This is a genomic window from Frigoribacterium sp. RIT-PI-h (genome assembly GCF_001297205.1).
Lineage (GTDB): Bacteria > Actinomycetota > Actinomycetes > Actinomycetales > Microbacteriaceae > Frigoribacterium.
In genome coordinates this window covers 1-18511 of the sequence record NZ_LHOZ01000033.1, presented here as the reverse complement: position 1 = coordinate 18511, position 18511 = coordinate 1, and the positions used below count along the sequence as shown (strand labels likewise).

14 protein-coding genes are annotated in these 18511 nt (G+C 73.6%); 6 read left to right on the top strand and 8 right to left on the bottom strand.

Going from position 1 to position 18511, the window contains the following annotated elements; translation table 11 throughout:
• Positions 1 to 306 precede the first annotated feature (306 nt).
• Entirely contained in the window at positions 307 to 999 is a 693-nt protein-coding gene (locus tag AEQ27_RS02390) for a peroxiredoxin-like family protein (RefSeq protein ID WP_054145236.1), read from the top strand.
• Between the two features lie 211 nt (positions 1000 to 1210).
• Here AEQ27_RS02390 and AEQ27_RS02385 read toward each other — a convergent pair whose 3' ends face one another.
• Positions 1211 to 2758, bottom strand: coding sequence for an APC family permease (locus AEQ27_RS02385; RefSeq protein ID WP_054145235.1), 1548 nt, complete (start codon positions 2756 to 2758; stop codon positions 1211 to 1213).
• A 139-nt stretch (positions 2759 to 2897) separates the two neighbouring features.
• On the opposite strand from AEQ27_RS02385, the gene AEQ27_RS02380 reads away from it, so the two are divergent.
• From AEQ27_RS02380 to AEQ27_RS18660, 4 genes are all read left to right on the top strand, one after another.
• Positions 2898 to 4697: a PQQ-binding-like beta-propeller repeat protein gene (locus tag AEQ27_RS02380; protein ID WP_054145234.1), complete on the top strand. Its 1800-nt coding sequence runs from the start codon at positions 2898 to 2900 to the stop codon at positions 4695 to 4697.
• A gap of 236 nt (positions 4698 to 4933) precedes the next feature.
• Positions 4934 to 5698: a hypothetical protein gene (locus tag AEQ27_RS02375; protein ID WP_054145233.1), complete on the top strand. Its 765-nt coding sequence runs from the start codon at positions 4934 to 4936 to the stop codon at positions 5696 to 5698.
• 142 nt (positions 5699 to 5840) lie between these two features.
• Positions 5841 to 7016 (top strand): amidoligase family protein, encoded by a 1176-nt coding sequence (locus AEQ27_RS02370; protein ID WP_054145232.1) that lies wholly within the window; start codon positions 5841 to 5843, stop codon positions 7014 to 7016.
• A gap of 10 nt (positions 7017 to 7026) precedes the next feature.
• Positions 7027 to 9033 carry a response regulator transcription factor family protein gene (locus AEQ27_RS18660; RefSeq protein ID WP_152970095.1) on the top strand — a complete coding sequence of 669 codons (2007 nt, stop codon included), beginning with the start codon at positions 7027 to 7029 and terminating at the stop codon, positions 9031 to 9033.
• Between the two features lie 10 nt (positions 9034 to 9043).
• On the opposite strand, the gene AEQ27_RS02360 is transcribed toward AEQ27_RS18660, so the two are convergent.
• A complete protein-coding gene (locus tag AEQ27_RS02360) occupies positions 9044 to 9520 on the bottom strand; it encodes a GNAT family N-acetyltransferase (RefSeq protein WP_054145231.1) in 477 nt (158 codons plus the stop codon).
• A 3-nt stretch (positions 9521 to 9523) separates the two neighbouring features.
• A complete protein-coding gene (locus AEQ27_RS02355) occupies positions 9524 to 9814 on the bottom strand; it encodes a hypothetical protein (protein WP_054145230.1) in 291 nt (96 codons plus the stop codon).
• A gap of 198 nt (positions 9815 to 10012) precedes the next feature.
• On the opposite strand from AEQ27_RS02355, the gene AEQ27_RS02350 reads away from it, so the two are divergent.
• Positions 10013 to 11545: a PQQ-binding-like beta-propeller repeat protein gene (locus AEQ27_RS02350; protein ID WP_054145229.1), complete on the top strand. Its 1533-nt coding sequence runs from the start codon at positions 10013 to 10015 to the stop codon at positions 11543 to 11545.
• 27 nt (positions 11546 to 11572) lie between these two features.
• On the opposite strand, the gene AEQ27_RS17970 is transcribed toward AEQ27_RS02350, so the two are convergent.
• The 5 genes from AEQ27_RS17970 to AEQ27_RS17625 all read right to left on the bottom strand — a co-directional run.
• Positions 11573 to 13627 carry a glycosyl hydrolase gene (locus AEQ27_RS17970; RefSeq protein WP_054145228.1) on the bottom strand — a complete coding sequence of 685 codons (2055 nt, stop codon included), beginning with the start codon at positions 13625 to 13627 and terminating at the stop codon, positions 11573 to 11575.
• Positions 13628 to 13773: 146 nt separating this feature from the next.
• The gene (locus AEQ27_RS02340) at positions 13774 to 14505 is read right to left on the bottom strand and encodes an HlyD family efflux transporter periplasmic adaptor subunit (protein ID WP_054145227.1); all 732 of its coding nucleotides are present in this window, start codon (positions 14503 to 14505) and stop codon (positions 13774 to 13776) included.
• Positions 14502 to 16562: a glycosyltransferase gene (locus AEQ27_RS02335; RefSeq protein ID WP_054145226.1), complete on the bottom strand. Its 2061-nt coding sequence runs from the start codon at positions 16560 to 16562 to the stop codon at positions 14502 to 14504. The genes AEQ27_RS02340 and AEQ27_RS02335 overlap by 4 nt, the downstream gene beginning before the upstream one ends.
• 411 nt (positions 16563 to 16973) lie before the next feature.
• Complete coding sequence (locus AEQ27_RS02330) at positions 16974 to 17864, bottom strand: hypothetical protein (protein WP_054145225.1); 891 nt, start codon at positions 17862 to 17864, stop codon at positions 16974 to 16976.
• An 85-nt stretch (positions 17865 to 17949) separates the two neighbouring features.
• The coding region (locus AEQ27_RS17625) for a hypothetical protein (RefSeq protein WP_054145224.1) at positions 17950 to 18511 on the bottom strand (562 nt) is incomplete at its 5' end.

Genomic DNA, 18511 nt, shown 5'->3' with positions numbered 1-18511 from the left:
GGCCCCACGACGCTGGCTCGCAGGGCCGCGTCCGGGAGGAATGTCTGCATCGGACCGGCCAACACGCCCCCCAGGGCCGAGGGCCCCCCGGGCGGGGGGACGGCCCGTCCCCCGGCACCGTCGACCACGGGGACGCGGCAGCGTCCCGGGCGGACGCCACAGGTCGTACCGTCTACGCTCGACGTCGGCGATCGGACGTGCCCACACGGGACGTCCCGCACCGCGCCTCCCCGGGGCGCGGTGCCGGCGACCGGTCGTCGTCGACGGCGCGTACCCGACGCGCCACCGCACCGCCGAGAGGACCCCATGTCGACCCCCGAGCCGAGCTCCCCCGCCACCATCGCCGACCAGGTGACCGAGTTCACCGAGGGCTTCAACGCCCAGATCGGCGCGGACGCCACGAAGGTCTTCGACGACGAGCAGTCGGGTCTGCGCGACTCCGGTGTCCCCGCCGCCGCCGTCCGCGTGGGCGACACCATCGTGGACGCCACGCTCGTCACGACCGCCGGCGACGAGGTCTCGCTGTCGGAGACCGTCGGCGAGGGTCCGGCCGTCCTGGTCTTCTACCGCGGCGCCTGGTGCCCGTACTGCAACCTGACGCTCAAGACCTACCAGGCCGACCTGCTGCCCGAGCTGCGCGAGCGCGGTGTCGCCCTGGTCGCGATCAGCCCGCAGACCCCCGAGGGCAGCGAACGGTCCGTCGCGAACGGCGGCCTCGAGTTCCCCGTGTTGTCCGACCCGGGCAACGTGCTCGTCCGGGCTCTGGGCATCCAGACCGAGCCGGTCGCGGCCGCCCGCGCGGTGCACTCCGGCCTCGGCTTCGACGTCGCCGACAGCAACGCCGACGCGACCGCCGACGTGCCGTTCCCGACCGTCCTCGTCGTCGACCGTGACGGCAAGGTCGTCTTCGCCGACGTCCACGTCGACTACACGACCCGCACCGAGGTCGACGAGGTCGTCGCCGCGGTCGACGCGCTCGACACGCCCCCGGCTTCCTGACCGGCGCCGCCCCTCCTGGGCTGCCCCAGACCTCCTGACCGGCGCCGCGCCTCCTGACCCCTAGGAGGCGCGCTCGGCCCGGCCGCGCCGGTCACCCCCCGTGCCGGTCACCCCCGCGGCACACGGCGAAGAACCCCGTTCCGGACGATGAACCCCGAAGATTCGGGGTTCGTCATCCGGAACGGGGTTCTTCGTCGATCGGCGGTGCCGCTCAGCGCGGCTGGCCACCGGCGTCGACGGCGGGCACCGGAGCGGCGGCGTCCTCGCCGAGCCCGACCCGCGAGTGCCGACGCCCGTAGGCGAAGTACACGACGACGCCGATCACGAGCCAGACGGCGAACCGCGCCCAGGTGAGGGTGGTCAGGTTGAACATCAGCCACACGCAGAGCACCGCCGACAGGATCGGCAGCACGGGCGAGAGCGGCACCCGGAACGCGCGCGGCAGGTCGGGCCGCGTGCGACGCAGCACGATGACGCCGATGCTGACCAGCACGAAGGCCGACAGCGTGCCGATGTTGATCATCTCTTCGAGGACTCCGACGTCCGTGAAGCCGGCGATCAGGGCGACGACGACGCCGGCGATGACCTGGACGCGCACGGGCGTCTTACGGACGGCCGAGGTCTTCGCGAGCCAGCGGGGCAGCAGGCCGTCACGCGCCATCGAGAAGACGATGCGGGCGAGACCGAGCAGCAGCACCATGATGACCGTGGTCAGGCCGATCAGGGCTCCGATCGCGATGACCTGGGCCGCCCAGCCGACGCCGACCAGGTCGAAGGCCGTGGCCAGGGTCGGGGCCTCGACGGCGGCGAGGTCGCGGTACGACACCATGCCGGTGAGCACGATCGAGACCATCACGTAGAGCACGGTGACGATGGCGAGGCCCAGGAAGATGCCGCGGGGCATGGTCTTCTGCGGGTTCTTGACCTCTTCGGCGCTGGTCGCGACGACGTCGAACCCGATGAAGGCGAAGAAGACGAGCGAGGCACCAGCGAGCAGGCCGAAGACGCCGTACTGCGCGGGCTCGGCACCCGAGACGAACGAGAAGAGGGACTGCGTCCAGACGTCGCCCTCTCCGGCCGAGCGGGGCTGCGACGCGGGGACGAACGGCGTGTAGTTCGACGCCTTGACGAAGAAGAAGCCGACCACGATGACGAACAGCACGATCGCGACCTTGATCACCGTGAAGACGCTGCCGACCCGCGAGCTGAGCTGTGTGCCCAGGACGAGCAGCACGGTGAAGAACGCGACGATGACGAACGGCGCCCAGCTCAGTTCGAGCGGCCCGATCGACAGACTGTTGGGCACGTCGAGGCCGAAGCCGGAGAACACGGTGCTGAGGTAGATGCCCCAGTACTTGGCCAGGACGGCGGCGCCGGTGAGGGTCTCGAGGATGAGGTCCCACCCGATGATCCAGGCCAGGAACTCACCGAGGGTGGCGTAGGTGAAGGTGTACGCGCTGCCCGCGACGGGGATGGTCGAGGCGAACTCGGCGTAACACATGATCGCGAGGCCGCAGGTGACGGCCGCGAGGAGGAACGACAGCGTGACGCCCGGGCCCGCGAAGTTCGCGGCGGCGTTGGCGCCCACCGAGAAGATGCCGGCCCCGACCGCGACGGCGATGCCCATGAGGGTCAGGTCGGTGACGCCGAGCGAGCGCTTCAGCCCGTTCTCGGGCCCCGTCGAGTCGGCGAGCGACGACTCGACCGACTTGGTGCGCCACAGGGTGCTGAGCCCCCGGGCCTTGGGGACGGTGCTCATGCTGCCTCCTGGGGTGGTGCGCGCGGGTGGTGCGGGCGGGTGGTGCCGACGGTCGGTGTGGCCCCGTCTCGGGGGACGACGCGCCAGCATACCGGCGGACCGGTCGCGTCTCGTAGCATGGCCGGTGGGAGGGGGCGGTGTGAGCGGACGGTCGTGGCAGCCCGAGCGCCCTGGGCGCCCGGCGGCAGCGTGGGAGGCGCGGGTCGACTCCCCGACCGCGCCCGCCTCGACTGCCGAACGCCTCCCCGACCGCGATGCCCGCGCCGAGGCCGACGCTCGCGACGAGGGCGACGGGGTCGAGCCGACCGGAGCAGGGAGGCGCGCGCAGCCGCCTCCGCTGCAGGCGGCCGGCCGCCGGGCGGGTCGTGCGCTGCGCCGGGTCTGGACCCGCGCCTCCCGGGGTCGCCGCCTGGGGCTGACGGTCGGCGCCGTCGCCGTGGTGACCGCCCTCGTCGCAGGGGCGGGCCTCGCGATGCAACCGCGGTACGACGAGCCGGTGCGCCCGGCGATGCTGGTCGACGACCTGCGCGGAGAGCCCACGGCGACCGTCTGGCAGACCGACCTGGCCGGCGCCTCGACGCCCGGCACGCCGGAGGGCTGCGTGGCCTGGGGGCGGATCGGCATGGTGGGCGACGACGCGCTGCTCGCGGCCCAGTCGACCGAGTTGTCGGACCGGTGCGGTGGCGCCGGAGGGCGTCTCGCCCGGGTGGACGGCGGCACGGGCGCCCTCGAGTGGAACTCGAACGTGGCCACGGCCCTCGGCCGGGCGGTTCGGTCGGTCTGGGTGACCCCGGACGTCGACGGACGAGCGGCCACCCTGGTCGTCGAGCTCGACGCCGGGTCGACCCTGGCCCGGCTGGACCTGCGGACGGGCGAGGTGACCGACCGGTCCGCGGCCGTCGAATCGGCCGACCGCGACCAGGTGACGCGGATCGAGGAGGTCTCGACGACCAGCGTCCTGGTCTCGCACCAGCCCCGGTCCCGGTTCGGGGCCGACGGCTCGGGGCCGACCACCGACGAGGACGACGTCACGCGGTTCGAGCTCCACGTCCTCGACGATCTCGACACCGTCTCGTGGCAGGGCGACGAACCGTCGCAGGCCACGGTGAGGCTCGTCGACGACGAGTTCTACGTGCTGACGTCGGCCGGGGACGGGTCACGGGTGATCGACGCCGGCACCGGTGACGAGCACCGCCTGCCGATCGACGACGACACGTACGGCTGGCCCCAGGCGGCCGGCGACCACGTGGTCGTGACGCTCGCCGCGCCCTCCGGGCAGCAGCTCGTCGCCTTCTCGCAGGAGCGGCCGGGCACCGTGGACTGGACGGCCGACCTGTCGGCCGACGCCTCGCTCATCGTGTCGGATCGGTGCGTCACGGTCACGTCCACCGTCGCCAGCGGCGACCCGGTGGTCGCCGGGCCGAGGGACTCGGACGACACGGGCGACACCGCCGACGCGGACGAGCCCGAGGGCCGGGCCTCGATCACCTGCCTGTCGCCCTCGACGGGCGAGACCGTGTGGTCGACGACGGTCCTCGTCGCCAGCGGGCAGACGGTGCAGTCGGGGTGGAACCCCTCGCCGAGCTCCGCGTACGACGAGGTGCAGGTCACCGTCTCACCGTCCAGCGGCTTCGGCGACGAGACGTCGACCGTCACGACGTTCGATGCCGACGACGGGCGCGTGGTCTCCGAGGCGACCCTGCCCGGGTACACGGCACCGCTAGCCCAGGGACGCACGACCGTCTACCTGCAGATCTTCGGGGTCGACGGGCGACTGGCGGTCGTCGCCCTCGACCGGGCCAGCGGCCGAGAACTCTGGCGGACGGCCCGTGACGGGCTGCTGGCGTCCGAGTTCTGGGGGCCGCACCTCGTCGTGACGACCCAGGACGGCCTCATCCGCCGCCTCGGAGACGGCACGGCGGTCGTGGCCGGCGGGTGACGCGGCTCGACACAGCCGGCCGGCATTCCGGGAGAATCGTCCCGGGACCATCCCTTCGGAGGAGGCCGGGGCGCGACGGAGTCGTCCCGACGGCCATCGTCCGCCGCCGACCGGCCAGACCCCGGCCCGAAGCCTTGTCGCCCGGTGTCGACGGCTCCTAGCGTCGGCCGTTGTCGCGGAGTGACGGACCACGTCACCCCGATCGACCGACCTGACGAACGACCGAGGAGACCGACATGAACGACACGACCGACACGACCCACACCCGCGACGCGACCGCGACGACCCGGGGCCTCGGCACCGACCGCTCCGGCACCGCGCGCCGTTCGACCGGCAGCGCCTTCCGCCGGGTGGGGGCGACCGCGGCCGTCGCCTGCGCCCTCGCCGGCTCGATCGCCGGACTCGGGGCACTCGGCGCCCTCGCGGCTCCGGGCAGCTCGCCCGCCGCCCAGGCGGCGTCGGAGCCCACGACGGCGACCGTGCCCAAGGTCACGTACACCGCGGCCGACCTGGCCGCCTTCGCCGCCTCGCCCTACGCCGACGACGCCCTCAACCTCGCGGTCGTCTGGGGAGTGGACCAGACCACGGCGAAGGGTAAGGCGGGAGCCGCACTCACGGCCGGCACGGCGCTGCCCTTCGCGGCGGGTGCAGCCACGACGACGGCCTACACCGACGAGCAACGCGAAGCCGCCTTCTTCGCCGCGGGCACCGACACGACGTTCCAGGACGACTTCACCCAGGCCCTCGGGCTCGCCGTGGCCTGGGGCAGCGACGACGTCGCGACGGCCAAGGCGAAGGTCGGCGGCCTGCTGCTCGCCCACGAACAGGTGCCCACCGCGCCGCCCTCGTACACCGACGACCAGGACGCCCGGGCCTTCACCCTCGTCGGCTACGGCGACGCCGAGGCGGCCCAGCTGGCCGGCCTGTGGCAGAGCGACACCCGCTCGGCCGTGGTGCGCGCCGGCGCCGCCCTCCTGGCCGGGGACGACCTGCCCCTCTGAGCCCGCCCCGCCCGACGGACGGCCCGACCGGGCCGCCCGCTCCGGCGACAGGACCGGGCGGCCGGACCGGGCGGTGGCGCCGCCGCCCGGTCCGCACGACCAGCAGCACCCGCACCGCCCCCGACCTCGACCCGGAAGCCCCATGACGACCCTCCACTCCCGCATCGGCTTCGAGATCGAGCTGTTGGCCCCGCCCGGATCGAGCCGGCGCACCCTCGCCGACCGTCTCGCGAGCGACCTCGACGGTCAGGTCACCCGCATCTTCCACACGGACTCCGAGCCGTCGCTCGTGCCGGGCATGGGCCACTTCTGGCACCTGACGCCGGGCTACGTCGTCTCCGACGCCCGCGGCGGCCCCGTCGCCGAGCTCGTCGACGACGTCACGCTCGTCGACGACCTCCGCCGTGACCACGAGGAGGCGCGGGCCGGGTCCTCGACGGACACGCGCCCCGCCGACGCGGTCCCGCCCGACGACCGGTCGTACCGTGTGCTGTCCGACGACCCGCGCCTCCTGCGTCTCGTGGCCCGGCACTCGTCCCCCGACACGCCCTTCGACCGCGCCCTCGACGACGCGGCCACCCTCTTCGGCAGCACGGTCGAGACGGTCGGCGCCGTGCGTCGCCTGCGCGACGGTGCGGGCTCGAGCATCGCCCTGGCCTCGGCGCTGGCAGCGGGACGCGAGCGACCGTGCGAGATCGTCACGCCGCCGCTCGTCGCCGACCACGAGGCCGCCCTCGAGCGCCTGCTCGGGCCGGCCCGCGAACTCGGCTTCACGGTGCCCGTCGAGGCGGCCGTGCACCTGCACCTCGACGGTGCCCCGTTCCGATCGGTCGCTGCCTTCTCGAACCTGGTGCGCCTCTTCTCGTGGTGGCACGAGCCCCTGCGGGCCGCGCTGGGGACGAACCCCGCGTGCCCGCGCCGGGCGCCGCTGCCGTCCGCCCTGGTCGAGCTCGTCGCCCGCGCGGACCAGCCGGGCTCGGCGACGACCCTGGACTGGTCGCAGCTGCAGTCGGCCGCCGCGGGCACCGGGCTGCCGCAGTACGCCGACGTCAACCTGACCGCGCTGGTGACCGCCCGGCCCGTGCGGGACCCCGGCGAGGCCCGCATCCTGCCGGGCCCCCTCGACGCCGCGGCCCTCGCCCGCCGTACGGGCCTGGTCGAGCGGCTGCTGGCCCGCTGCCTCGAGGCGGAGCCCGTGCCGCGCCCGACGAGCACCGACGCGCGCGGGGCCGCAGCCGAGCTGCTCGACCTGGCCCGCACGGCCGACCCCGCCGGATTGGTCCTTTCGGCCGAGGCCACGGCGCGGGGTCGGCGTTAGCGTGGAGGCCGTGCAGACGAACGGGACCACGACGGCCGGGTGGGGACGCACCCGACTCGTGGTGCTGGCGCTGGTCGGGGTCGCCTACTTCGGCGGGCTCGCCCTCGCTCTGCGACTCGAGTGGTACCCGCAGGCGCTCCCGGGGTACCTCTACCTCGGCGTCGTGGCGCTGGTCGCGTGCGCGGCCCTCGACCGGTGGCCCGTCGAGACGCTGGCCGTCGTCACCGGCTTCACGGCCTACACGACCCTCGCACCCCTCCCCCCGGCGCTGTACGGCCTCTACCTCGGGCCGCCCGGGGCGCGCCTGCCCCTCGCCGTCGTGGTCTTCCTGACCATCTCGGGTCGCGGGCCGGTGTTCGCCAGCGCGGCGACCTTCGCCACCCTGGCCGTGCTCGTCGTGCTGCCCTGGCGCGACGTCGCCGCGGCGGGCGTCCAGGGAGTGCCCCTCTCGCAGGTGCTGCTGTCGGACGTGGGGCAGGACCGTTCGGTCGTGCTCGGCCGGCTCATGGCGTGCGGCCTCGTCGTGGTGGTCGCCCTCCTCCTCCGGCGGCAGCGCGAGGCCACGACCGAGCTCGCGAGGACGAACCGTGAGCTGCTCGTGCTGCGGGCGGGCGAGGTCGCCCGCATCGCCGAGCACGAACGCACCCGCATCGCCCGGGACGTCCACGACGAGGTCGGCCACCACGTCGCCGCCCTGGTCATCCGGGCGCAGGCCGCCCTGCGGGTCGCCGACGAGCACCCCGAGCAGCTGGCCCCGGCCATGAGGGACATCGCCGCGGGCGGGCAGGACGTCCGGGGCCGCATCCGCGGGGTGCTGCGCGTGCTCCGGGCGGCACCCGGAGGCGCCACCGGGGCGACGTCGGTCATCGACGAACTGGCGCAGATGACGCACCGCCTGACGTCACTCGGCTACGAGGTCGACAGCGCGGTGCACCTCGACGGCGACGACCTGCCGACCGAGCGTCGCGCCGCGGTCCTCGCCGTGGTGCGCGAGGGAATGACGAACGCGATGCTGCACCCGTCGGCGCACCGCGTGCACGTCACCGTCGACGACGCGTCCGGCGTGACGGTCGTCACGGTGACCGACCCGGGCCCCGCCCGCGAACGGTTCCCCGACGTGCCCCGAGGCGGAGCCGGCCTGCCGTCCCTGCGCGATCGGGTCGGTGCCCTCGGCGGCGCGCTGGTCGCGGGGCCGGGCCCCGAGGGGGCCGGTGGGCAGGTCCGGGCCGAACTGCCGGCGCCGGCGCCGGCACCGGCACCGGCACCGGCGGCGCCGGCCACGGCGGCTGCGGCGTGGGCCCCGGCTGCCGCGTCGACCGGCTGCCGCGTCGACGGCCGGGCGGGCGGCATGACGCTGCGGGGGCTGGTGGTCGACGACCAAGCGATCGCCCGAGCCGGGCTCGCGACGATGCTCGACGCCGAACCGGACGTCGACGTCGTCGGGCAGAGCGCCGACGGCGAGGGCGCCGTCACCGACGCCCTCGCCCTGAGACCCGACGTCGTCGTGATGGACATCCGGATGCCCCGGCTCGACGGCATCTCGGCCACGCGACGCATCGTGCCGGCGATCGGCTGCGCCGTGGTCCTCATCACGACCTTCGACGACGACGAGCACCTGTTCGACGGCATCGCGGCCGGCGCCTCGGGCTTCCTGCTGAAAGACTCCGGGCCCGACCTCATCGCCGCCGCCGTGCGGTCGGCGGCCCGCGGCGATTCCCTGATCGACCCGGCCATGACGCGGGCCCTCATCGAGCAACGGGTCGCCCCGGCCCCCGCGTCGCCGGACGCCGTGCGCCACCGGGCGGCCCTGGACTCGCTGAGCGACCGCGAGCGGGACGTGCTCGACGCCGTCGCGCGCGGCCTCAGCAACGTCGACATCGCCCGAGAACTCTTCGTGAGCACAGCGACCGTCAAGAGCCACATCTCGAGCCTGCTGGCCAAGACCGACAGCCGCACCCGCGTGCAGGCGGCCGTCTTCGCGTTCCGCTCCGGCTTCGCCCGCCCCGAGGGTGGCTGAGCCGCTCCGCTCAGAGCACCCGGTCGAACCGCTGCGAGGGCCGCCTCAACAACGAGTGCTCGAACGGTTCGCCGGCGGCGACCCACCCCTCGCTCTCGTAGAGCCCGACCGCGGCGACGTTGTCGAGGAGTGCGTGCAACACGGCGCGCTCGTACCCGAGCGAGGCCAGCCGCGCGGTGGCCTCTCTCAGCAGCGCACGCCCCAGCCCTCGCGCCTGGGCGTCGGGAGCGGTCGCCAACAGGCCGAGCACCGGGGCGTCGACCGGGTCTGCGGGCAGGCCGCTGCCCGGGCGGGTCGCGAGCACGAAGCCGTCGACCCCGTCGACGCCGTCCGCGATCAGCCAGACGACGCCCGCGTCGAACTTCGGCCGGGCCCGCTCGGCGACCCCGTCGAACGCCCGCCCGTCGCGCGCGGCACACGCCGCGACCCAGATCGCCAGGCACGCCTCGAGATCGGCCGCGTCGGCAGGGCGCGTCTCGTGCGACACGAGCTACCCCCGCACCAGCAACGGGAACACGAACACCGCGAAGAGGAAGAACGCCGCCATGACGCCGAACACGACGTAGGTGCCACGACCGACGACCCGCTGGCCGGCGGCCTCTCGGCGCTGGAGCACGCGGCGACGGTAGATCACCTGGATCACCACGAGCACGACGATCGCCAGGGCGAGCAGCGAGATGACGACGGCTTCGATGGCACGGCTCCTTCGAGGGACGGGCGATGACAGGGCGAACGAGCGGCGCCGCTCGGGCACCGACAGGCGGGACCGGACGGCCCGCACCAGCTTAACGGCCGACCCCGGGAGCCCAGGAGGCGCGGGTCGCGACCCCGGGACCGCTCACGGCCCGCCCCCGCACCCGACTCGTAGCATGGCGGGGGGCCGGACGACGCCCGCCCGAGCGACCAGCCGCTCGCGCGCGCCCGCCCCCGCGGGGCCGCCGTCGGGCACCGCGCCTCCCGCCCTCGTCGGCTCGCGCTCGTGACCGCCGCGGTCGTCGTCGCCGCAGCGCTCGTCACGACCGTCGGCCTGGTCGAGGCACCGCGGTACTCGTCGGCCCCCGCGCGCGACGGCGGCGTCGGCGCCGACCTGCGCCACGAGCCCGGCCCGGAATCGTGGACGCTCACGCCCGCCGACGTCGGCGTGCCGGCGGACCAGGGCCGCTGCCTGCTCTGGCAGGCCGAGACCGCGGTGGGGCCCGACCGGCTCGGCGGCGCCGTCCTCGTCAGCGCCGGCGGCGCCGCGGGCGCCGACGGCACCGGCCCGGGGGACGCCCGCGCCCCCGCCGGCCGGTTCGACGGCGGCTTCGGCAGCACCGCGCAGCCCGTCAGCCGACTCGCGCGCGTGGACCCCGTCGACGGCACCGTCCGCTGGTGGGTCGACCTCGGCACCGAGCTCGACGCCGGCAGCGGCTTCGTCCAGGTCTGGCCCGCCGACCACGCCGGCGACACGACCCTCGTCTCGACGCTGGGCTTCGGCGGGGGCGGGTTCGCCCCGGCGTACGCCCGGCTCGACCTCGGCACCGGCGAGCTGACCGACGTGACCACCTCGCCGAACGGACGCGCCCGCCTGACCGACGCCACCGCCTCCTGGGCCCTCGTCTCGAGCGACCCGCAGTTCTCGTACCAGGACTCGCGCGTCTACTACGACGCCGAGCCCGGCACGGGCGAGTTCTCGCTCTACGCCGCCGACGACCTCGACACCCCCGTGTGGACGGGCGCGACCCCCGGCAGCCAGGACGAGGCCCTGACCCCGGACGGCTTGCTCGTCCTCGCCGGCGGCACGATCCCCGCGGTCGACGGACGCACCGGCGACACGCACGCCTGGGGACCCGCCCTGCCGACCGCCACCCCCCTCGTCGTCGACGGCGACCTCGTCGTGGTGGGCCTCGATCCCGCGATCCCCACCTCGACCGACGACACCGACGGCACCGTCGTCGCGCTCTCGCTCGACGGCCGCGAGCTCTGGCGGCACGGCCTCCGCCAGGACCGCGGGGTGCAGACGACCGACGACTGCCTCGTCTTCTCGACGACGCCCGGCGTGGTCTGCGTCGACCGACGCACGGGTGCCGAGCTCTGGACCACCCCGCCCCGCGACCGCCGTCACGGGCTCGCCCGGGTCACGACCGATCCGGCCGGCGACCGGGGGTCGCTCGTCTTCGCCCAGACCTTCGAACCAGGAGGCGCGGCGGCGGTCTCGGGCGACCTCACGTCGGACGAGGCGGCCGAGCGCACCGTCCGCCTGCTCGACGCGGCGTCCGGCCACGAGGTGGCCCGGGCGGTGGTGCCGGGCGAGTCCCAGATCGCGCTGGTCGGTCGCACGACCGGCTACGCCGCGACCACCTCGAGTGGGCGCACGTCGACGGTCACCGCCTTCGACCTGTCCGACGGCCACCGCCTCTGGCAGCTCGACACCGACCGCGACCAGCTCGGCTTCTGGGGCGGCGCGCTCGTGGCGAACCACCCCGACGGCAGCGTGCAGCGTCTCGTCGACCCGGTGCGCGTCGTCGGCTGACGACCCGCGCCTCCTGCCCTCTGCGCCCTACCGCGCCCCGGCGCTCATGACGTACGCCATCGCGTAGGCCCGCGAGTTGCCGTCGTCGATGCCCGTCTCGGGCAGGTCGGCGAGCGCCGTCAGGGCCGCTGCGGCCTGGTCGGGCCCCTGCAGTGCCGAGTACATCAGCACGTAGTCACCCAGAGGCGTGTCGAAGCCGGACGCGCTCGCCTCGGCGACGACGGCGGCGATCCGCTCGGCACCGCCGGCGGCCGACGACGTCAGGTACGACACCGAGGACGGGCTGAGCGGGATCAGCTGAATGCCCGCGATCGCCGACGGTTCGGCCGAGAACCAGGTGCCGTAGTCGCGTTTGCCGCCCCAGGTCAGCGACACGATCTCGTGGTCGTAGCCGTCGGACGTCGGGCCGGTCAGGTCGGGGTTCAGCCAGTAGGCCAGCGCCGACGAGGCCTCGGCGCTGAGCATCCAGGACGCCTCGTCGCCGAGTGCGTCGTCGCCCGTGGCCGCGGCCCACAGCGACAGGCCGGCGTAGGCGGTGACCGCCTCGGACGACGACTCCTGGTTGTTGCCGTCGGCGAACGGCGAGTAGCCCGAGGCCCAGCTGTGCGACCAGTACGGGTCGAACGCCCGTCGGTCGGGGAAGGACCCGTTGTCGGCGCCCGAGGCGATGTCGGCCGCGAGCAGGTCCATGACGGGGCTCCACCGCTCGGCCAGCTCGGGGTCGTCGGCCGCGACCACGCCGGCGGCGTAGAGGAAGTAGCCGTAGTGGAAGTAGTGGTCGTTGAACTCGTCCGAGCCGAACGAGGCCACCTTGCCGACGACCCCCTTCACGGCGGGGTCGTAGACGAAGCACTCCTGCTCGCGCGTCTCGCAGCCCGAGGGGTCGGTCCAGGTGTCGAGGCGGTCGACGAGGGAGGTGCGGAGGGTGTCGGCCGACGCGTCGTCGCCGAGCTGCCGGGCGAGCTGCAACAGCATCGCCGCGCGGTAGAGCGCCTTGCCGCCGAAGTAGGTGTCCGCCGCGGGGGCCTCCGTCGCCGCGACGTCGGCCTCGACCTGGTCCTCGAGCTGCTGCCTCTGGTCGCCGCTCAGCCCCGAGAGGTCGAGCTCGGTCGAGGCCGTCGTGACCGGTGCGTCGAACGACAGCGTCGAACCGACGGACAACGGGCCGGTGCCGTAGATCGTCTCGTAGCTCAGCCCGGTGCCGCCGCCCGTCGCCGCGTCGCCCATGTGCGGGGCCGACACGAGCAGGGTGTCTCCCGCGGCGGCCGTCTCGTAGCCGAGCTCGGTGGTCGACACCGCCGACGACCCGGACCCGGAGGCGCGGTGCGCGGTGGTCACCGACGCCAGCGGCGGGGCGGCCGCGTCGAGCACCGTCGCGCCCTGGTCGTCGGTGGCTCCGTCGGGCAGCGGCACGAGCACGACCGAGCCGCCCTCGTCGAGCCGGACCGCCGTGCCGTCGAGGCCGCCGCCCGTGACGGCCACGCCCCACGTCGTGTCGCCGATCGTGAGCGTGCCGCGCCCCTCGCCGGCGGTGGGCACGGCCGCGCCGGGGGGGGCGGTCTGCGCGGTCGCGGCGGGGGACGAGACGGGGGGGGGGCCCTCGGCGGCGGCCGTGTGACCGGGCACCGTGTCGCCGTCGAGGTGGGCGATCGTGACCGAGACGTCGTCGTAGGCGCTGACCTCGGTCGACGAGGCGCCGACGTCGAGGGTGACGTCGGGCAGGGCGGGCGACACGATCGCCTTCTCGGAGGCCACCGGCACCGGCAGACCCGCGGCGAAGCCGGCCTCCGTCAGCTGGAACGAGATCGGGAACGGGAACACGGGCGTCGGCTCGGCGCCGAACACGAGCCCCGAGAACCAGGTGTTGGTCGGCGGGACGAGCCCGTCGGCGAGGCGCATGGTCGGCACGGCGCCGACCGACTCCTGCGGCAGGGCGGCCACGAGGGGGTCGACCTGAGAGGCGGGGAACACGTCGCCTCCGGCGTCGGGTCGGCCCGTGGTGTCGCCGTCCGTGCCCGAGCCGCCGGTGCACCCGGCCAGCACGAGCACGCCGGCCGTGCCGAGGGCGACACCCGCGGCCACGCGGCGGGGGGTCAGGGGGGGCGGGGCGCGGCGGGTACCGCCCCGCGCCTCCTGGGGGTGACGGGCCGGCCCGGAACCGATCGGTGATCCCGAACGATCCCGTCGGTCGGACCGACCCGTCGTCTTGCTCCGTGCGCCGGGGATCGTCAGACCCCGATCTGGCGCAGGAAGTCCTGCATGGTGTCCACCGGCCCCGCGAGGATGCCGTCGTCGCGCAGGTGCATGGTCGCCTCGACCGGCGTGCCGCTCGCGACGAGGCCGTTGTAGGCCCCCTCGCTCAGCTGGTCGCTGACCACGCGGACCGTGGCCGCGGCCGCACCGTCCTTGGTCTGCACGCTGACCAGGTCGACGCTGCCCTCGACGACCTGCTGGTTCGGCAGCATGACGTCGACGGTCGCGCCGTCCTGGATGCGCTCGTAGTCGCGGGGCGTGAGCGTGAAGTCGGCGTCCACGAAGAGCGTGCCGGCCTTCTCGATCGTGGCGACGGACGTGCCCGACCCGAGGAACCCGCCCTCGCGGACGTCGAGCTGCGACAGCGTGCCGTCGACGGTGGCCATGAAGGTGATCGTGCCGTCGTCGGCCACCGTGTAGGCGTCCGTGTCGGGGACGACCACGTCGTCGGCGAGATCCTTCTGCAGCGAGGGGCTCTGGAGCGAGAAGAGGACGTCGCCCTTCGAGACCCGGTCGCCGACCTCGGCGTCGGTGGAGGTGACCGTGCCGCTGTAGTCGGTGCCGACGGAGAAGTCCTGGCTCGCGATGGCCGCACTGGTGCTGATGACCTGCGCCTGCCGTTGCGTGAAGATGACGGTGAAGACGGCCACGAGGGCGATCACCACGAGGATGCCCACGGTCATCTTGATCCTGTTTCCCCAGGTCATGAGACCACCTTCTCTCGGTCGTTCGTGTCGTGTCGGTCGGGTCCGGTCGCCGTTCCGGCGTGCTGCGCCTCGTCGGCGCGGTGCTCGTCGGAGCGGTGCTCGTCGACGACCGCCAGTCGGGCCTCGAGCAGGTGACGACGCTCGTCGTCACGACGCCGTTGCTCGTGTCGTTGCTCGGCCGACAGCTCGAGGAACTCGTCGTGGCTGCGGGGCAGCGGTCGTGCGATCTGGGTGCGGAGGGCCTGCACGGGCACGGGGCCGGTGCCGACCGGACCGGCGACGGTCGTGCGGGCGCTCGACCCCGAGCGGGACGCCCGCTTGATCGCCTTCGCCTCGCGGAGGGCCGCGAGCAGGAACGCCGAGAGCACGGCGGTGTTGATCAGGTTCCAGACCGTGGCCAGGGTGAGCACCCGGTTGTCCCAGTCGCGCCAGATCGCCACGAGCGACGTCAAGGTCAGGAAGAGCCAGAACAGCACCTGGGGGACGAGCACGTTGAACGGACTCGACGCCTTGCCTCCGCCGGTCACGTGCCAGGCGGTGTCCTTGCCGCTCAGCACGTTCCACAACGCCTTGACGTAGATCGGGAACGAGACGGAGGCCAGCATGAGGACCTCCCAGCGGAACGACCCGAGGGTGAAGAACGCCAGCGCGATCTGCAGCAGGTAGAAGCCCGAGTAGAAGAGCAGCCACTGCAGCACGGAGATGTGCAGGTTCATCGGGCGCAGGTCGAAGAAGATCTCCATCGGCGGCACCATGATCAGCAGCAGCGGGGCGATGCCCGTGAGGTAGTGCGTCGCCGTCAACGTGTACTGGAACCGCTGGTCCATCGTCAGGGTGCGACGGGGGCTCAGCGGGTTGTGCCGGAAGAGGATCTCGAAGCCGCCGGTCGCCCAGCGCAGCTGCTGCTTGCTGTAGGCCTCGATGGTCTCGGGGGCGTCGCCGATCGCGAGCGTCATCGGGATGTAGATCGACCGCCAGCCGGCCTCGTGCAGGAACAGGCTCGTCCAGACGTCCTCGGACTTCGAGTCGGTGTCGATGCCGCCGACCTCGTCGATCGCCGCGCGGCGGAAGATGACGTTGGTGCCCACGCAGAACGCCGCGTTGAAGCGGTTGCGACCGGGCTGGATGTACCGGTAGAAGACGGCCTGCATGTAGCCCGCGCCGCGGCTGACGATGCTGACGAGGTTGCCGTACGACTGCGGGGTCTGCACGAAGGCGACCTTCTCGTCGACGAAGAACGGCACGGTCTCGTGCAGGAACATCGGCTTGGGGACGAAGTCCGCGTCGAAGATGGCGAAGTAGTCGCCCTTCGCCACCGACAGGGCGTAGTTGACGTTGCCCGCCTTGGCGCCGTTGCTGGTCAGCCGGCGGATGTAGCGGGCGCCGAGCGTCGCCGCGAGGTCCTTGACCTCGTCGCTGCGGCCGTCGTCGAGCACCCAGGTGCGGTGCTCGCCGTGCATCGCGACGGCGGCCTGGACCGTCATGGCGATCTTCGAGAGCTCCTCGCCGTAGACCGTGACGAAGACGTCGACCACCTTGCGTTCGCCGTCGACGACGATCGGCCAGAGGTGCGGCTGGTCGCGGACGCCGAGGCGGTCGATGGCCTCTTCGTCGTACAGGGTGTCCTGCGTCGAGTGGAAGTCGAAGTCCCGGGGGGTCTGACCGCCCGAGAGGATGGGCCACATCGCCAGCAGGGCCTGGAGGACCAGGACGGCCTCGGCGATGATGACCGCGACGTAGGGCAGCAGGTCGCCCCGGTTGGCGGGGTTCAGCAGGAACTGCCCGTAGAGCAGGATGCCCATGGTGCAGGCCAGCACGAGCAGCACCATGAACGGCGAGTGCGCGCGCCCCTCGGTGCGCGAGACGACCGACGCGTGGTGGTCGCTCGTCATGCGGGTCGAGGGGCGGGCCCGCGACCCGCGCACCTCGTCGTGTGCGAGGCGCTTCAGTTCGCTGCGCGAACGAGGTGCCACGTCGAGGGTGGGGTCGGTGTCGGGTGCACCGGTCAGGGGTCGGTTGTCGGCGTCGCTGTCGCGGACGCGCATGGTTCGGGACATGCGTGTTCTCTCCGGGTTCGGGTCTGAGAGACGACCGGACGCCGACGGCGGTGGGGAACCGCCGTCGGACGTCCGGAGGGGCGTCGGCGACAGCGGCGACTCGAGGTGACGCGCCGGGGTGGGCGGCGGTCGGGTGGGAGTTCGGGTCTCCCGTTTCGTGTCCGTCGACTGCGAGTGGTTCGGGCCATTCGATCGACGGGCTCGTCTCCGGTGTGGGCCTTTCGGGGGACCGTTCCGGGGACGTGTCGAAACAGTACAGGGTCGTTCGAGCCGATCGACGACACCCGTTCGGGGGGCAAGCCCCCTCGAACGGGTCACAGCCCGCGTGGACAGCGGGGAGGTGACACCCGTTGCCCGCGAACACTCACCCGTCTCACCCCGTCCGGGGGGCACGTCGGGCGTGTCCCGGACTCAGGCGGTCAGGTCGGCCAGCCAGCCGGCGAGGAACTCGGCGCCGGCCTCGTCGTGGATCGCGCCCGTGGCGCTCGTCAGCACGGGGTAGGGGGTCGAGGGGACGCCGTCGGCGGGCCGGACGTCGACGTGGGCGACCGCGTGACCCTGCGCGTGCAGCCAGTCGGCCATGGCGTAGTCGCTGCGGGAGTCGCCGACGGTGCGCCAGGCGAGCGGGGGCTCGCCGTCGGCCGCCAGCAGCTCGAGCGCGCGCTCGGCCCCGAGGTCCTTCCCGAGCCGCACCGACTCGATGTCGGTCGAGATGATCGTCGGGTCGACGCGCCACTGTACGGCGCCGGACGCGTCGGGCCGCACGTCGTCGAGTCGGCGCACGCCGAACCCGCGGCGGACCAGCGCCTGCATCGCCTTCTCGTCGAGGTCGCGCTGTCGGGCCAGGTAGGTCGACGACTCGACGCTCGTGAGCTGCTCGATCGAGACCATCGCGTGCTTGGTCGTGTCGTAGAAGACCAGGTCGGCGAACTCGTCGGCGACGAGCGCCTGCATCTCGGCACCGAAGTCGGCGGGCATGGCGAGCGACGAGTCGACCTCGATCGGGCCGATGCCGTCGGCGCCGTGCTCGGGGCCGATCGTGAACCAGACGGCACCCTTCTCGCAGACGCCGTGCACGCGCGACCCCTCGGGCAGTCCGGCCGCGAGCAGCGGGCGGACGACCTCGTCGCGGATGAAGGCGTCCGAGCGCCCCGTGTTGAAGACGATCGGGGCGCCGAGGGCCGCGAGCGCCACGAGGTCGCGCGTGATCTCGGGCAGCGCGATGCTGCGGGTCACGGGGCTGGCGATCGGGCCGTCGACGTCGAGGAGCAGGCCGAGGCGGGGTGCGGTGGAGGAGGTCACCGGACCATCCTCGCAGCAGGGGGACGCAGGAGGCGCGGGTCGGCCCGCTCGGGCGACCCGCGCCTCCTGCGCCTCGCGTCGTCGACTACGGGGAGGTCGGCAGCGACGGCATGGTCTGCGCGAACTCGACGAGTGCCGAGAGGAAGACCGAGAACACGACCGAGAGCGTGACGACGTACACCACGATGTAGAGCCAGAGCGGGGCGAGGCCGCCACCGGTCCGGCGCTTCACGACGACCGAGCGGCCGATGACGGAGACGACCGTCAAGAACGCCCACGGCCACGGGAACGGCTTGACGACACCCCGGGCCACGAGGGCTCGGTGGTCGAGCCAGGCGAGGACGACCGGCAGCGCGTAGGCGAGGATGCCGATGCCCATGTAGGCCAGGTAGCCCGGAGTGAAGGGCGACTGGTAGACGCCCGGGGTGAACGTGGCGGTGCGCTCGAGGTAGTCGGGGATGTCCCAGAGTGCCAGGCCGATCAGCTGCACGAGGGGCAGGACGACGAGCACCCAGATGAACGGGGTCGAGGTGTTGACGCCGGGGTTGGTGCCCTTGAGCGGGTCGGAGTAGCCGCCGGGGCCGGGGTAGGGCTGCTGGTGGGGCTGCTGCGGGTGCTGGCCCTGGTACGGGGCCGAGTGCTGGGGG

Bases quoted from the DNA above. Each gene is read 5' to 3' on its own strand.
- AEQ27_RS02390 (WP_054145236.1), top strand. From the start codon at position 307: ATGTCGACCCCCGAGCCGAGCTCCCCCGCCACCATCGCCGACCAGGTG.
- AEQ27_RS02385 (WP_054145235.1), bottom strand. From the start codon at position 2,758: ATGAGCACCGTCCCCAAGGCCCGGGGGCTCAGCACCCTGTGGCGCACC.
- AEQ27_RS02375 (WP_054145233.1), top strand. From the start codon at position 4,934: ATGAACGACACGACCGACACGACCCACACCCGCGACGCGACCGCGACG.
- AEQ27_RS02370 (WP_054145232.1), top strand. From the start codon at position 5,841: ATGACGACCCTCCACTCCCGCATCGGCTTCGAGATCGAGCTGTTGGCC.
- AEQ27_RS02340 (WP_054145227.1), bottom strand. From the start codon at position 14,505: ATGACCTGGGGAAACAGGATCAAGATGACCGTGGGCATCCTCGTGGTG.
- AEQ27_RS02335 (WP_054145226.1), bottom strand. From the start codon at position 16,562: ATGTCCCGAACCATGCGCGTCCGCGACAGCGACGCCGACAACCGACCC.